Source organism: Streptomyces sp. NPDC053665, from assembly GCF_055585285.1.
The window spans coordinates 874115-888569 of the sequence record NZ_JBVJKK010000003.1 but is presented as its reverse complement, the minus strand read 5'-3'; the positions used below and the strand labels follow the sequence as shown (position 1 = coordinate 888569).

The window sequence follows — 14455 nt, the reverse complement described above, 5'->3', positions numbered from 1 at the left end:
CCCCGCCGGATTCGTCCGGCGGGGCACAGCTCGTTGCGGCTCCCTGGAAGACCTCGCAGGCGGCGTCAGTCCGTGACGTACTGGCGCAGCCCCGGCACGGTCAGCGTGCCGCCGAACTGGGCGGCCTGGGTGACCTTCACCTTGGTGAAGTAGATCAGCGGGATGTTCAGGGGCGGCGGGTGCTCCGGGTCGAAGGTGACCGGGATCAGTCCGAGCAGGTTGCCGGAGATGCTCTCCGTGTACATCACCGTCTTGCCGTCGTCGATCGTGGAGGTCGATCCCTTCGCGGCCTGGACGTGGTGCGTCTTCCCGGACTGCTTGTCCTTGACCAGCTGGTGCAGGTCCCCGATGTCGGTGCCGTTGCTGATGACGTACTTCAGCACCTTCTTGGTGGTCCCGCTGGCCGTCCTGACCTCGACGATGCCCTGGTAGTCGGCGCCCTTGAGCGTCAGGGAGCTGGCTTCCAGGTACCACGGTTCGTCGGGCACCAGGATCTGGTTGTCGACGCCTCCCTCGGCATCGGTGGCGGCCGGGCAGTCCTCGGGGTCGACCGACGGGCTCGCGGAGGGGCTGGGGGAAGCGGTGGCCTCGTCCGCTGCCTCCTCGGCCTTGTCCTCGGCGTCCTCGGCCGCCTTCGACGCCGCGTCGGTGGTGTCCTTCGCGGTGTCCTCGACGGTGTCCTTCACGGCGTCGGTGGCCTTGCCGGCGGTCTTCCCGGCACTGCCGGCGGCGTCGGACGTGTCCGTGCCCGAGGGCTTCTCGGTCTTCTCCGGCGTGCCCGTCTCCGCGGACGGGGACGAGCTGGACGCCGACGGCGTGGGGCTCGGGCTCTCGGTGGACTTGCCGCCCGTGAGGATGCCGCCGATCGCGTCGCCGATGCCCTCGAGGAGGCCGCCGCTCCTGGACTCCGAGGGGCTGGGCGCCGCCTCGTCCTCCTTCTCGTCCGAGGCGTCCCCGGAGGCGGAAGGGGCGGGCTTCGGTTCGGCGTTGTCGCCCGGGTCGTCGGAACCTGAATCCGACGAACCTGACGAACCGGAGGAACCCGACGGGCTCTTGTCCGCGTCCGTGCCCGAACCGCCCGCCGACGCCGAGGGAGTCGGCTCGGCCGCAGGGGTGTCCTTGCCGCCGTCGTTTTCACTGCCGCTCGCCGAGGGCGAGGGGGAGGGCGAGGCGTCGGCCTTGTCCTTGTCGTCCTTGCCGAGCGCCTCGACGCAGTCCTTGTACTCGTCGGCCTTGAGGCTGTTGGACGCCGTCGGGTGGTCGTCGGCGAGGGCCAGCGTCGGGGTGAAGCCCATGCCCATGAGGACGGCGGTGGGCATCGCCGCCATGGCTATCGCCTTGCCGGCCGGCATCTGGAACCTGGTGAACAGCGGCTTCCTGGGGGCCGCGTGACGGGGACCCGTTCTCGGCCGGTCCTGCGTCCCGGGGAACTGGTCGCGGGCGTCAGCCGACACGGTGCCCCCCGTGGTGCGCCTCGGGCCGCACGTCGCCGGCCGCCTCGCCGTCACCGGTCCCCGGCGCGGGGTGCGGGTGCCCCGGCTCCCCGGGCTCGCCGGCGGGGGCGGGCTCCCAGGCGGCCTTGTCCGCGGGACCCTCGTCCGCCGGCCCCTTGCCGCGCCCGGTGTCCTCCGGCCGGCCCGGCGCCCAGGCCATCGCCAGTGCGCCGCCGAGCATGGCGAGCAGGAAGCCGATGATGAAACCGCCGATGTTGGAGACCACCAGCGACACCAGGGCCAGGATGATCGCCGCCACACCGGCGAAGATGCGCGTCGCCTGCTGGAACCACATCGTCAGGCCCAGCGTGACGAGCAGGACGCCGATGATGAGGGAGCCGGCACCCGCGGTGGTCGCCATGGTGAGCGACATGGTTCCCAGCTTCAGGGTGGCGTAGGGGAAGTAGGCGATCGGCACGCCGCCGAGGATGGTGAACAGCCCCGCCCAGAACGGCCGGTTGCCCCGCCAGTCACGGAATCGCCGACGCAGCCGGGTGAAGGTCCCGGCGCTCTGGACCGGAGTCTCGGCACTCATGGAAAACAGCTCCCTCGGTCCGGTGGAGGTACGTACCGGCTCGGCCGTAGGCGTTCAGTAGCCGGAAATGGTGAGTCTGTGGAGGCGCCCGGCGTACGGCCGGGCCGGGCGGCGGGGCGGGGAAGCGAGGGCTTCCCCGCCCTTCAGGGGCGCTTCGGCCCTGGGGGTGTCTGTCGGCCGGAGACCGTCAGAAGCACTCCATCTCCTTGTTCATGCCGAGCTTCATCGACAGGCCGTTCAGCGTGAACGTCCCCGCGGAGGTCGCCCACGCCGTCTGCTCGACCTTTGTAAGGTCGGCCGACTCGGCCTGCTGGGCGAAGCCGCCCGGCAGGACGTTCTCGCCCTGCTTGACGTCGGGGCCGCGGGTCTTGTCCTTGACGGCGACGCCGATGTCGATGTTCTTGAACTTCGCGTCGGCGTCGAGCTGGGCGACGTCGATGTAGAGGTTCTCGGCGGTGACCGGCTTGTCGTTGCCCGCCTCGAGACGGAGGTACACCGTCTTGCCGATGAGCGGGATCGGCGTCGCGACCGACTGACACATCTTCTTGATGGTCGCCGTGTCGAACGAGGAGATGGCGACCGGGACCGGCACCTTCTCCTTGCCCTCGGTCGTCTTGTAGACGGTGTCGATTCCGCCGTACTGGGCGAAACCGTCACCGTGCAGGTGACCGGCCGACACCTTGAACTGCTGGCCGGAGACGCTGAACGACGCGGCGAGCGCCCCCTGAGCGAGTCCGACACCCACACATGCCGCGGCGGCGACGCTGGGCACCATGACCACAGCGAACCGCTTCCATCTGGTCCCGCCACGCACCTGGGACTCCATATTTCCTCCTTCTCGGACGTACATCTCCTGTCCTGGCCCGCCGCGAACTGCGGCTCAGCCGGGCAGGGATGGGAGAAGTGCTACGTCCTCGGGAAGGAGAGCGCCTGCACTCGGCGGCGCAACTGCGCCCGAATCACCGGCGATCACCCCCGAGCGACAACCACTGGTCGCGCCTGACACGCATCACGCACAACCCTGCTGGACAGGCTTCACCCTGTGGGCGAAGACCCCCCTGTCCAAGAGCCGGCGCCACTGCCGCCGGCTCTGCTCGGTGGGGACCCAGATCGTCCCGCGACCCAACCGGCTGCCGGGGTACGGGAATGGACCGAGCGTGGCCGATCGTGGTGCATTCTCGCCGCCCGCACAAGGGGGTTCGTTACTCACTAGTAACGGCGGGATAACCGAACAACGACCCAACGGTCTCGGACGGCGACACAGGGTTGCGCCGGACGGCGGTACAAAGCTGTTGATCGCTGGACAGAATCCGACAGATCAACGCCCCGGTCTTACTGGTAGTAACAGCGACCGCGATTGCCAAGATTTGGCAAAGCGCGGCCGCAGTGAGGACTCCACAGCAGACTTTTCACCCGGGCACCACAGGCCCGGGCGTTTAGCGACTGGTCAGAACAGAGCGCGCGCCAGGGCCCGGCGCGCCGCGATCACCCGCGGGTCCTCGGGACCGACGACCTCGAACAGCTCCAGCAGCCGCACGCGTACGGCGTCCCGGTCGTCGCCCGCCGTGCGCGCCACGGTCTCGATGAGCCGGCCGAACGCGTCCTCGACGTGACCGCCCACCAGGTCCAGGTCGGCGGCGGCGATCTGCGCCTGTACGTCGGACGGCTTCTCGGCCGCGTCCCGGCGCACGCGCTGCGGGTCGGCGCCCTGCACCCGCTGGAGCAACTCGGCCTGTGCGAGGCCCAGTTTGGCCTCCTCGTTGGCCGGGTCCTCGTTCAGCACGTTGCGGTACGCCTGGATCGCCCCGCCCAGGTCGCCCGAGTCCAGTGCCTGCACGGCGGCCTCCAGGAGCCCGTCGTGCGGACCGGCCGGCCGCTCGGGGGCGGCCGGGGCGCCGCCCGGCTCGGCCTCCGGGTCGACGACGAGGCCGGTCAGGCCGAAGCGCTGCTCGGCGACCTGCACCAGCTGGTCCAGGGTCTGCCGGATCTGCGCCTCGCCCGCGGCACCCTGGAAGAGCGGCAGCGCCTGCCCGGCGACCACCGCGAACACCGCGGGGATCCCCTGGACACCGAACTGCTGCATCAGCATCTGGTTGGCGTCGACGTCGATCTTGGCGAGCAGGAAGCGGCCGTTGTACTCGACGGCCAGCCGCTCCAGGACGGGGCTCAGCTGCTTGCAGGGCTGACACCACTCGGCCCAGAAGTCGATGACGACCGGCACCTCGGCGGAGCGCTGCAGGACGTCGTTCTCGAAGCCCGCTTCGTCGACGTCGATGACCAGGTCGGCCGGGGAGATGGCCCCCGTGCCGCCCTCGCGGGCCGCCTGGGCCCGCGCCTGCTCCGCCTTCGCCTTGGCCTCCTGGGCCGCCTTCACCGCGGCGAGGTCGACGACTCCGCTCATGGACATGTTCCGTGGCTGCATGCGCCTATCCTCCCCCGTAGTGCGCGCGCGTGTGAAAACGCGGTGTGGAAGCCGGGCCGGTCGGTGCCCTTCGGCGCCGGGTCCCCACCCCACGCCGTGCGTGTCGAGGCCCGTGTACGTCCGGCACGGGCTTTCGCTACGAGTCGTAGCGTAATGCCAGAGACGGCCTTCGGGACACCGTCCCCCGGTGATCTCCCTCACGGGGCCGTGCGGGAACCGTCGGTTTATGGTCAGGACATGCACAGTCGCAGCCCGTCCGGCCGTTCCGGGCGCCCGCGCAGCGCCGCGGCGGACGCCGCGATCCTGGCCGCGACCCGTGCGGCGCTGGTGGACCTGGGCTGGTCCAAGCTCACCCTGGGGGACGTGGCGACGCGTGCGGGGGTTGCGAAGACGACGCTCTACCGCCGCTGGGCGGGCAAGAACGAACTGGTCGTCGACGCCGTGGCCGAACTGTTCGACGCGCTGGAGCTGCCCGACTGCGGCTCGCTGGCCGCGGACATCGAGGGCGTGGTGCTGCAGTTCGCCGCGATCCTGGCCCTTCCGGAGGCGCGCAGCGGGCTGATGGCGGTGGTGGCGGAGGCCACCCGCGACGAGGCGCTGCGCGAGCGCATCCGCGCCTCCGTGGTGGACCGGCAGAAGCGGCTGGTCGTGGAGGGCCGCGCCCGGGCCCAGGCGCGCGGCGAACTCCCGGCCGAGGACGACCCGGAGTCGGCGGCGCGCACGGTGGACCTGATCTTCGACATGGTGGCGGGCGCGGTGGTGCACCGCACCCTGGTGAGCGCGGAACCCGCCGACGAGGAGTGGGTCCGCGGCTTCACCAGGGTGCTGTTGCAGGGGCTGGGGTCGTAGCCCGTCAGAAGCCGGCCGGCTCCGTGTACACGCCCCACTCGTCGCGAAGCACCCCGCAGATCTCGCCGAGGGTGGCCTCCGCGCGGACGGCGTCCAGCATCGGCTCGATCATGTTGGCGCCGCTGCGGGCGGCGGCCAGCATGGCGTCCAGGGCGGTGCGCACCGCCGCGTCGTCCCGCGCCGTCTTCCGGCCGGCCAGCACGCGCACCTGCTCGCGCTCCACCTCGTGGCTGACGCGCAGGATCTCCAGGTCCCCGGTCACCGAGCCGTCATGGCAGTTGACGCCGACGACCCTCTTGTCGCCCTTCTCCAGCGCCTGCTGGTAGCGGAACGCCGACTCGGCGATCTCGCCGGTGAACCAGCCGTCCTCGATGCCGCGCAGGATGCCGGACGTGATCGGGCCGATGGGGTGCTGCCCGTCGGGGTGGGCCCGCAGACCGCGCTCCTTGATCTGGTCGAAGATCTTCTCGGCGTCGGCCTCGATGCGGTCGGTGAGCTGCTCGATGTACCAGGAACCGCCCAGCGGGTCGGCCACGTTGGCGACGCCGGTCTCCTCCATCAGCACCTGCTGCGTGCGCAGCGCGATCTCCGCGGCCTGCTCGCTGGGCAGGGCCAGGGTCTCGTCGAGCGCGTTGGTGTGCAGCGAGTTCGTCCCGCCGAGCACCGCGGCCAGGGCCTCGACGGCCGTGCGGACGACGTTGTTGTACGGCTGCTGGGCGGTGAGGGAGACACCCGCGGTCTGCGTGTGGAAGCGCAGCCACTGGGCCTTCTCCGACTGCGCGCCGTACACGTCCCGCATCCAGCGGGCCCAGATGCGGCGGGCCGCGCGGAACTTGGCGATCTCCTCGAAGAAGTCGACGTGTGCGTCGAAGAAGAAGGACAGGCCGGGCGCGAACACGTCGACGTCCAGGCCGCGCGAGAGGCCCAGCTCCACGTAGCCGAAGCCGTCCGCGAGGGTGTAGGCCAGCTCCTGGGCGGCCGTGGCCCCGGCCTCGCGGATGTGGTAGCCGGAGACGGACAGCGGCTTGTACGCCGGGATCCCGCCCGCGCAGTACTCCATGAGGTCGCCGATGAGCCGCAGGTGGGGCTCGGGCTGGAAGAGCCACTCCTTCTGGGCGATGTACTCCTTGAAGATGTCCGTCTGGAGCGTGCCGTTGAGGACGGACGGGTCGACGCCCTGCCGCTCGGCGGCGACCAGGTACATGCAGAAGACGGGCACGGCCGGGCCGCTGATGGTCATGGACGTGGTGACGTCGCCCAGCGGGATGTCCTTGAACAGGACCTCCATGTCGGCCGCCGAGTCGATCGCCACGCCGCAGTGCCCGACCTCGCCCAGCGAGCGCGGGTCGTCGGAGTCGCGGCCCATGAGGGTCGGCATGTCGAAGGCGACCGAGAGCCCGCCCCCGCCGTTGCGGAGGATCATCTTGTAGCGCTCGTTGGTCTGCTCGGCGTTGCCGAACCCGGCGAACTGCCGGATGGTCCAGGTGCGGCCCCGGTAGCCCGTCGCGTACAGACCGCGGGTGAAGGGGTACTCCCCGGGCCAGCCGATCCGCTCGAACCCGTCGTACCGGTCCCCGGGCCGGGGCCCGTACACCGGCTCCACGGGGTCCCCGGAGAGCGTGGTGAAGTCGGCCTCGCGCTTGCGTGCGGCGTCGTACCGGGCCTGCCAGCGGCGGCGGCCCTCCTCGATGGCGTCAGCGTCCATACCCTCGAATTTACTTGGACGTCCTAGTAAATGTCGATGGCTGACGGCAGTGACCTGGCGAACGGGTGAGGCCGGCCGCCGTACGCGCGCGTACGGCGGCGGTCCCGGGTGTCCTGCTACGCCTTGGCCGGCGCGGGCACGTCCTCGGCGAGCCTGCCGTCCAGCTCACGGCTGATCCGGCGCTCGACGAAGAACGCGGCCGTGGGGATCGTGCCGGCCAGCAGCACCCACAGCTGCTTCTTGACCGGCCACTTCGCCTTGGAACCCAGATCGAAGGCGAAGATCAGGTACACGACGTACAGCCAGCCGTGCGCGATGCTGACCACCTGGGTGAAGTCGGCCGCGCCGCCCAGATCCAGGACGTACTTGCCGATCATTCCGAGGGTCAGCGCGACGAGCAGCACACCGGTGACGTAGGCCATGACCCGGTAGCGGGTCAGCACGCTCTTCTTCATGCCGTCGAGCGTAACGACCCGTTCCGGGAGATCTTGCCCCGGGTCACTGCTCCTCGAAGTCGCCGGCCGCGACGCGCAGCGGGCGCAGCATCGCGAAGATCTCGGCGCACTCCTCCGCGTCGTACGCGCCGAGCCCGAAGTCCATCGCCATCAGGTCCCGCGTGGCCGACTCGACCACCTCGCGGCCCTTGGCGGTGATGCTGGCCAGGGTGCCGCGGCCGTCGTTGGGGTTGGGCCGCTTGGCGACCAGGCCGGACCGGACCAGCCGGTCGACGGTGTTGGTCACGGACGTGGGGTGCACCATCAGCCGCTCGCCGATCTTGGACATCGGCAGCTCGCCCGACTTGGAGAAGGTGAGCAGCACCAGGGCCTCGTAGCGGGCGAAGGTCAGCCCGTACGGCCTGACCACCGCGTCGACCTCGGCGAGCAGGATCTGCTGGGCGCGCATGATCGAGGTGATCGCGGCCATGGACGGCACGTTCCCCCAGCGCTGCTTCCAGCGTTCGTCGGCGCGCGCGATCGGATCGAAGGAGAGACTGAGCGGCTTCGGCACGGACCAGACCTTACCGGCCGGTCACATGGTGGTCAGCTCCGTCTCGCCCTTCGGTCCACCCGCCGCCGCGGGCACCCCGGCGGCGGGTGGGCGCGGGCGCTACCGCGCGAGGTGCCGCTCCACCGTCTCCACCTTGGACGTCAGTCCGTCCGTCACACCGGGGCGGATGTCCGCCTTCAGCACGAGGGAGACGCGCGGCGCCCGCCGCTCGACCGCGGCGACGGCACGCCGGACGACGTCCATGACCTCGTCCCACTCCCCCTCCACGGACGTAAACATCGCGTCCGTGGAGTTCGGCAGCCCGGACTCCCGCACCACCCGCACCGCGTCGGCGACGTACTCCCCCACGTCCTCGCCCACGCCCAGCGGCGTCACGGAGAAGGCGACGATCACGCGTTCACCACGCCTTCCTTGCGCACGCGCGAGGCGATGACCGCGTCCTCGGCCTCACGCCGCAGCCGGCGCTCGGCGAAGAAGCCGCCGGCCGGGAGCACCGAGAGGACGAAGTACAGCGCGGCGGTCCCCAGCGGCCACTTGGCCCGGTTCCAGGCGTCGGCCCAGAAGACGACGTAGAGGACGAACAGCGCACCGTGCACCGCCCCCATCACCGGCACGGCGTTGAAGTCCGTGGTCCGCTTCAGCACCGAGCAGACCAGCAGGAGCAGGAACGAGATCGCCTCGGGGGCCGAGACCAGGCGGAGGCGGCGGAGGGCGGTGGCGGTCTTGAGGTCCACGGGTCACCTTCGGTGGCAGGGATCGGTTTGTGAACGCACGCACAAGCGTCGCGCCCATTGTGGCAAACCGCCCCGGCCGCCCGGTCCCTAGGGGTGCACTCAGGGACGTTCTCCACCCATGGGGCCTGTCCGCGGGGCCCGGCCTGCGGATACCTTCGCGTACGTGGCGATGTTCCGACTTCAGAGCAGCAAGGTGCTCGCCGTCGACATGACCGGAGACGCCGTGAAGGCGAAGAACGGCTCGATGGTCGCGTACGACGGCGAGATGGCCTTCAAGAAACTCAGCGGCGGCGGCGAGGGCATACGGGGCATGGTGACCCGGCGCCTGACCGGCGAGCAGATGACGTTGATGGAGGTGAAGGGCCGGGGGACCTGCTGGTTCGCGGACCGGGCCTCCGAGATCAACCTGGTCCGTGTGCAGGGCGACAAGCTCTACGTGGAGTCGAGCAATCTGCTCGCCACCGACGGCGGGCTGCGCACGGGGACCGAGTTCACCGGCCTGCGCGGCGCCTCCCAGGGGAACGGGCTGTTCACCACGACCCTCGAGGGGCACGGCCAGGCGGCGATCATGTCGGACGGACCGGCGGTGGTGCTCCGGGTCAGCCCGCAGTACCCGCTGACCGTGGACCCGGGCGCCTACGTGGCGCACCAGGGGAACCTGCGGCAGTCCTTCCAGTCCGGTGTGACGTTCCGCACGCTGCTCGGGGAGGGCGGCGGCGAGGCGTTCCAGATGCGGTTCGAGGGGGACGGGCTGGTGTACGTGCAGCCGAGCGAGCGGAACACGATCGCGGGAGACGTGTGAGATGGGCTTCCGGGAGATCAACGGGAAGATGGTCGAGGCGACGGTCGCGCCCGGGCAGCGGCTGTTCAGCCAGCGCGGCGCGATGCTCGCGTACAAGGGCGAGGTGTCCTTCACGCCCAACATGGCGGGCGGCCAGGGCGGGATCATGTCGATGATCGGCCGCCGCGTCGCGAACGAGGACACCCCCCTGATGTCCGTCGAGGGCAGCGGCACGGTCCTGTTCGGGCACGGCGGGCACCACGTCCAGGTGATCCGCCTCACCGGCGACACCCTCTACGTCGAGGCGGACCGCCTGCTGGCCTTCGAGGGCACGCTCCAGCAGGGCACGATGTTCCTCGGTGCGCAGGGGGGCGTGATGGGCATGGTGCGCGGCCAGGTCAGCGGCCAGGGGCTGTTCACGACGACGCTGAAGGGGCACGGGTCCGTCGCGGTCATGGCCCACGGCGGCGTCATCGAGATCCCGATCACCCCGCAGCACCCGGTGCACGTCGACCCGCAGGCCTACGTCGCCCACCACGGCGAGGTCCGCAACAAGCTGTCCACCGCCCTGGGCTGGCGGGACATGGTGGGCCGCGGCTCCGGCGAGGCGTTCCAGCTGGAGCTGAGCGGCAGCGGTGCGGTGTACGTCCAGGCGTCGGAGGAGAAGCTGTGAGCACCTACGCATCCCCGGGCGCCGGCCCCGCGGTCTTCGACCCGGCGACCCTGCCCTGCGACGACAACGTCAATCCGTACACCTTCTGCGTGGAGCTCAAGGGGAGCCAGTGGTTTCTGCAGAAGGGGAAGATGATCGCCTACTACGGCTCGATGGACTTCAACGGCGTCGGGCACGGCCGGCTGGACCGTCTCGTGCGCACCTCGTTCCATTCGCCACTGCACGCGAGCGACTGGGTGGTGGCCGAGGGGTCGGGCAAGATGCTCCTGGCCGACCGGGCCTTCGACGTCAATTCGTACGACCTCGAGGACGGCAACCTGACCATTCGCTCGGGCAACCTGCTTGCTTTTCAGCCAAGTCTGTCGCTGAAGCAATCAATCGTGCCGGGTTTTCTGACGCTCATCGGGACGGGGAAGTTCGTGGCCGCGTCCAACGGCCCGGTGGTGTTCATGGAGCCCCCGATCCGGGTCGACCCCCAGGCGCTGGTCGGCTGGGCCGACTGCCCCTCGCCCTGCCACCACTACGACCACGGCTACATGACGGGCGTGATGGGCGGTCTACGTGCACTGACGGGCCTCGGGGGCGCCTCCGGCGAGGAGCACCAGTTCGAGTTCGTGGGCGCCGGCACGGTGCTGTTGCAGTCGTCCGAGACGTTGATGGCGGAGCAGGCGACGGGGGCGGTCCCGCACCAGGCGGGGGTGCCCGGCGCGGGGGCGCACGGCCCGCAGCCGGGGCAGTCGGGCGTACCGCGCCTTCCCGGACAGCTGGGGGACCTCCAGCGTCGCTTCGGGCTGTGAGCGGTAGTCTGCGGAGTGTGACATCGAACGCCTGCGCACGGTTGTTCGCCAGGTGTGCGCTGCCACACGCCACCCCTCACTAGTTCGCCTTTCAACATTTTAGGTAGACTTCATTCATGGAGACCGAGACGGCCACCCGCTGGCTGACCGATGCGGAGCAGTGCGCTTGGCGCACCCACCTGGAGGTCAACAGGCTGTTGACGTACCAGCTCGAGAAGGACCTGCAGCCGTTCGGCCTGACGATGAACGACTACGAGATCCTCGTGAACCTCTCCGAGTCCGACGACCTGCGGATGCGGATGAGCGACCTCGCCTCCGCCACGATGCAGTCCAAAAGCCGCCTGTCGCACCAGATCACGCGCATGGAGAACGCGCACCTGGTCAGGCGGGAGAACTGCGAGTCGGACCGCCGGGGGCTCTACGCGGTCCTCACCGACCACGGCATGGCGACGATGCAGAAGGTCGCGCCGCACCACGTGGCGTCCGTGCGCAGGCACTTCATCGACCTGCTGTCCCCGGAGACCCTCACGGAGCTCGACAAGGCACTCAAGCCCATCGCCGAGCACCTGCGCGGCCAGCGCGGGCGCCCCTGACCCGCTAGCGGAGCGGCAGGCGGAGTTCGAACAGGGCTCCGCCTGCGGGTCCCCGCCCGGCGGTGAGCGTGCCGCCGTGCCGGACGGCGACGTCCCGGGCGATGGCCAGCCCCAGTCCGGCGCCTCCGTCGTCCCGGCTGCGGGCCGCGTCGAGCCGGACGAACCGTTCGAAGATCCGCTCCCGGTCCCCCTCGGGCACCCCGTCGCCGTCGTCGGCCACCCCGACCACGGCCCGGTCGCCCTCGCGCCGCACGCTGACCGTCACGGCCGAGCGCGCGTGCCGCTGGGCGTTGTCCAGCAGATTGGCGAGCACCCGCCCCAGCTGCCCCCGCGACCCGGCCACCTCCACGGCCTCCGCCCGCACGCTCACGCCGGTGCGCCCGGCGGCCTCCTCGCGGGCCAGGGCGGCCAGGTCGACCGTCGCCTCCCCGGGCCGCTCCCCCGCGTCGAGCCGGGCGAGCAGCAGCAGGTCGGCGGCCAGCCTCTGCAGGCGCACGGTGTCCTCCACGGCCCCGTCGAGGTCCAGCAGCTCGGGGTGCGCGGCGGCCACCTCCAACTGCGTGCGCAGGGAGGCGATCGGGCTGCGCAGCTCGTGGGAGGCGTCCGCGACGAACCGGCGCTGCCGCTCCACGGACGTCTCCAGCGCCGCGAGCGTCTCGTTGGTGGTGCTGGCGAGCCGGGCGATCTCGTCGTGCGTGTCCGGCTCGGGCACCCGGCGCGCGAGGTCCTCGGACCGGGTGATCGCGGCCATCTCGCGCCGGATGCCCTCGACGGGCCGCAGGGCCCGCCGGGTCACCAGCCAGGTCACGCCCGCGACGACGGCCAGCAGCAGCGGGAAGCCGATCAGCATCACGGTCAGGGCGGTGCGCACCGCCCCGTGCTCGGCGGCCAGCGGCCAGCCCGCGTAGACCTCGAGGTGGCCGCGGTCCCGGGTCTCCACCTCGACGGCGGCGAACCGGTAGTCCTCGGTGTCCCCGTCGATCGTCGCGGAGCCGTTGCTGAAGACGCTCTCCCCGGAGATCTCGCCCGGTGCGAGGCTCTCGCCGGAGTCGTCCTCGTCGTCCCCGTCCGGCGACGCGGCCGGCTGCGGCTCCACCCGGGTGCTGTCGGTGCCGCTGATCCGCTCCAGGTCCTCGCTGGCCGCGACCAGCCGTCCGTCCTCGTCGAGCACCTGCACCGGCCCGTCGTCGCCGTCCAGCCCGGACAGCTTGTCGTAGGGCGTGCCGGCGGCCAGTTCCGAGGCGACCGCGCGGGCGGAGCGCTCGGCCTGCGTTCCGGCCTCGCCGATCAGGTTGGACCGCAGGGACAGCAGCACGGCGGCCCCGGCCGCGACCAGGGCGACCGCGACGACGAGCGTGGCTCCCAGCGTGGCCCGCGCCCGGACGGACCCGAACAGCCGGCTCACGGCGCCGTCTCCAGCCGGTACCCGGCCCCGCGCACGGTCCGGATCAGCCCCGGGCGCAGCTTGCGCCGCAGCGTGCTGACGTACACCTCGACGATGTTCGGGTCGCCGTCGTAGGCGAAGTCCCAGACGTGCTCCAGGATCTCCGACTTGGACACGACCTCGCCGGGGCGCAGCACGAGCTGCTCCAGCACGGAGAACTCCTTGGCCGTCAGGGCGATCTCGGCGTCACCGAGAAAGACCCGGCGGGCTGCCGTGTCGACCTTCAGATCCCCGTGCACGTGCACGGGCGACGCCCCGCCGCCCTGCCCGCGCCGGCGCAGCAGCGCCTTCACGCGGGCGACCAGCACGACGTAGGAGAACGGCTTGGTGAGGTAGTCGTCCGCGCCGGTGTCGAGGCCCTCGGCTTCGTCGTACTCGCCGTCCTTGGCGGTCAGCATCAGGATCGGCACGTCGTGGCCGGCGGCGCGCAGGGCGGCGCAGACCCGGTAGCCGTTGAGCCCTGGCAGCATGATGTCCAGGATCACCAGGTCGTGGACGCCCTCCGAGGCCCGGTGCAGCCCCTCCAGTCCGTCGTGGACGACGTCCACGGCGTACCCCTCGGCCGTCAGGCCTCTGGCGAGCGACAGGGCCAGCCGCTTCTCGTCCTCCACGATCAACAGGCGCATGCGTCCAGAGTGGCAAAGCCAAGCTGAAGATCCCTTCAGGGGGCTTCAGGTTCCTCTCAGCCTCCGTCGGCCAGAGTCGAAGACATCGAAAACGAAACGACTCGGGAGGAACCCGCATGAAGCGCAACATCGTGATCGCCGCCGTGACCGCCGCCGCTCTGATCGGAGGCGGTACGGCCACGGCCCTCGCGACCACGGGAGACGACGACGGCCCGGCGCGCCAGGCGGCGAACACCCGGGTCTCGGACGACGACGGCCGCGACGACCGGGACGACGCCGAGCAGGTCGCCGACGCGGACGTCACGGCGGCCGAGGCCATCGCCTCCGCGCTGAAGCACACCTCGGGCACGGCCGTCTCCGCCGAACTCGACGACGAGGACGACTCCGGCAAGACGGTGTGGCAGGTCGACGTGCTGGCCGGCGACGACACCTGGCGCAGCGTGAGCGTCGACCCGTCCAGCGGCAAGGTCCTCGGCGCGCAGAAGGACGACGAGGACGACACGGCGCAGGTGCGGGCCGCGCTGAAGGGCTCCGCCGTGACCGCCGAGGAGGCGGCGAAGGCCGCGGCCGGCAAGGGCGTGGTGACGTCCGTCGACCTCGACGACGACGGCAAGGGCCAGGCCTGGGAGGCCGAGACCCGCAAGCAGGACGGCGCCGAGCAGGACTGGAAGATCGGCCTCGACACGGCGAAGGTCACCGCGGACCGCTCGGACACCGACGACGACCAGGACTGACCCGTCACCCAGCACCGCAACCGCCCCGGCGCCCACGGTCGCGCCGGGGCGGCGACGCGCC

At 71.0% G+C, this 14455-nt stretch carries 17 protein-coding genes; 6 read left to right on the top strand and 11 right to left on the bottom strand.

Annotation, left to right across the window (positions count from 1 at the left end; genetic code table 11):
- Positions 1–65: 65 nt before the first annotated feature.
- The 4 genes from ACZ6ZN_RS17035 to ACZ6ZN_RS17020 all read right to left on the bottom strand — a co-directional run bounded on the left by ACZ6ZN_RS17035 (position 66) and on the right by ACZ6ZN_RS17020 (position 4450).
- Positions 66–1352 (bottom strand): hypothetical protein, encoded by a 1287-nt coding sequence (locus ACZ6ZN_RS17035; RefSeq protein ID WP_469646939.1) that lies wholly within the window; start codon positions 1350–1352, stop codon positions 66–68.
- A gap of 91 nt (positions 1353–1443) precedes the next feature.
- Positions 1444–2028: a DUF6114 domain-containing protein gene (locus ACZ6ZN_RS17030; protein ID WP_469646855.1), complete on the bottom strand. Its 585-nt coding sequence runs from the start codon at positions 2026–2028 to the stop codon at positions 1444–1446.
- A gap of 187 nt (positions 2029–2215) precedes the next feature.
- Positions 2216–2854: a DUF6230 family protein gene (locus ACZ6ZN_RS17025; protein WP_398106499.1), complete on the bottom strand. Its 639-nt coding sequence runs from the start codon at positions 2852–2854 to the stop codon at positions 2216–2218.
- Positions 2855–3475: 621 nt separating this feature from the next.
- Complete coding sequence (locus tag ACZ6ZN_RS17020; protein WP_469646852.1) at positions 3476–4450, bottom strand: tetratricopeptide repeat protein; 975 nt, start codon at positions 4448–4450, stop codon at positions 3476–3478.
- Positions 4451–4687: 237 nt separating this feature from the next.
- Between ACZ6ZN_RS17020 and ACZ6ZN_RS17015 the strand changes: the two genes are divergently transcribed.
- Positions 4688–5299: a TetR/AcrR family transcriptional regulator gene (locus ACZ6ZN_RS17015; protein ID WP_451879593.1), complete on the top strand. Its 612-nt coding sequence runs from the start codon at positions 4688–4690 to the stop codon at positions 5297–5299.
- Positions 5300–5303: 4 nt separating this feature from the next.
- Here the strand turns inward: ACZ6ZN_RS17015 and ACZ6ZN_RS17010 are convergent, their stop codons facing one another.
- The 5 genes from ACZ6ZN_RS17010 to ACZ6ZN_RS16990 form a co-directional block, all read right to left on the bottom strand.
- Positions 5304–7004 (bottom strand): acyl-CoA mutase large subunit family protein, encoded by a 1701-nt coding sequence (locus ACZ6ZN_RS17010; RefSeq protein WP_398106502.1) that lies wholly within the window; start codon positions 7002–7004, stop codon positions 5304–5306.
- Between the two features lie 116 nt (positions 7005–7120).
- A complete protein-coding gene (locus ACZ6ZN_RS17005) occupies positions 7121–7459 on the bottom strand; it encodes a DUF3817 domain-containing protein (RefSeq protein WP_398106503.1) in 339 nt (112 codons plus the stop codon).
- A 43-nt stretch (positions 7460–7502) separates the two neighbouring features.
- Positions 7503–8012 (bottom strand): MarR family winged helix-turn-helix transcriptional regulator, encoded by a 510-nt coding sequence (locus tag ACZ6ZN_RS17000; protein WP_369193661.1) that lies wholly within the window; start codon positions 8010–8012, stop codon positions 7503–7505.
- A gap of 99 nt (positions 8013–8111) precedes the next feature.
- Entirely contained in the window at positions 8112–8405 is a 294-nt protein-coding gene (locus ACZ6ZN_RS16995; protein ID WP_398106505.1) for an MTH1187 family thiamine-binding protein, read from the bottom strand.
- Positions 8402–8746, bottom strand: a complete 345-nt coding sequence (locus tag ACZ6ZN_RS16990) for a DUF3817 domain-containing protein (RefSeq protein WP_398106506.1) — start codon at positions 8744–8746, stop codon at positions 8402–8404. Before ACZ6ZN_RS16990 ends, ACZ6ZN_RS16995 begins: the two co-directional genes overlap by 4 nt.
- 169 nt (positions 8747–8915) lie before the next feature.
- On the opposite strand from ACZ6ZN_RS16990, the gene ACZ6ZN_RS16985 reads away from it, so the two are divergent.
- The 4 genes from ACZ6ZN_RS16985 (at position 8916) to ACZ6ZN_RS16970 (ending at position 11590) form a co-directional block, all read left to right on the top strand.
- Positions 8916–9548, top strand: coding sequence for an AIM24 family protein (locus ACZ6ZN_RS16985; RefSeq protein ID WP_398107101.1), 633 nt, complete (start codon positions 8916–8918; stop codon positions 9546–9548).
- Between the two features lies 1 nt (position 9549).
- Positions 9550–10200, top strand: a complete 651-nt coding sequence (locus ACZ6ZN_RS16980) for an AIM24 family protein (RefSeq protein ID WP_451879595.1) — start codon at positions 9550–9552, stop codon at positions 10198–10200.
- The gene (locus tag ACZ6ZN_RS16975; protein WP_469646843.1) at positions 10197–10997 is read left to right on the top strand and encodes an AIM24 family protein; all 801 of its coding nucleotides are present in this window, start codon (positions 10197–10199) and stop codon (positions 10995–10997) included. Before ACZ6ZN_RS16980 ends, ACZ6ZN_RS16975 begins: the two co-directional genes overlap by 4 nt.
- Before the next feature lie 116 nt (positions 10998–11113).
- A complete protein-coding gene (locus ACZ6ZN_RS16970; protein ID WP_369193665.1) occupies positions 11114–11590 on the top strand; it encodes a MarR family winged helix-turn-helix transcriptional regulator in 477 nt (158 codons plus the stop codon).
- Positions 11591–11594: 4 nt separating this feature from the next.
- Here ACZ6ZN_RS16970 and ACZ6ZN_RS16965 read toward each other — a convergent pair whose 3' ends face one another.
- Positions 11595–12995, bottom strand: a complete 1401-nt coding sequence (locus tag ACZ6ZN_RS16965; RefSeq protein ID WP_469646839.1) for a sensor histidine kinase — start codon at positions 12993–12995, stop codon at positions 11595–11597.
- The gene (locus tag ACZ6ZN_RS16960; protein WP_398106511.1) at positions 12992–13660 is read right to left on the bottom strand and encodes a response regulator transcription factor; all 669 of its coding nucleotides are present in this window, start codon (positions 13658–13660) and stop codon (positions 12992–12994) included. The genes ACZ6ZN_RS16965 and ACZ6ZN_RS16960 overlap by 4 nt, the downstream gene beginning before the upstream one ends.
- A 116-nt stretch (positions 13661–13776) precedes the next feature.
- Here ACZ6ZN_RS16960 and ACZ6ZN_RS16955 point away from each other — a divergent pair, with 116 nt between their 5' ends.
- Positions 13777–14394: a PepSY domain-containing protein gene (locus ACZ6ZN_RS16955; protein ID WP_469646836.1), complete on the top strand. Its 618-nt coding sequence runs from the start codon at positions 13777–13779 to the stop codon at positions 14392–14394.
- The last annotated feature ends 61 nt before the right edge of the window (positions 14395–14455 follow it).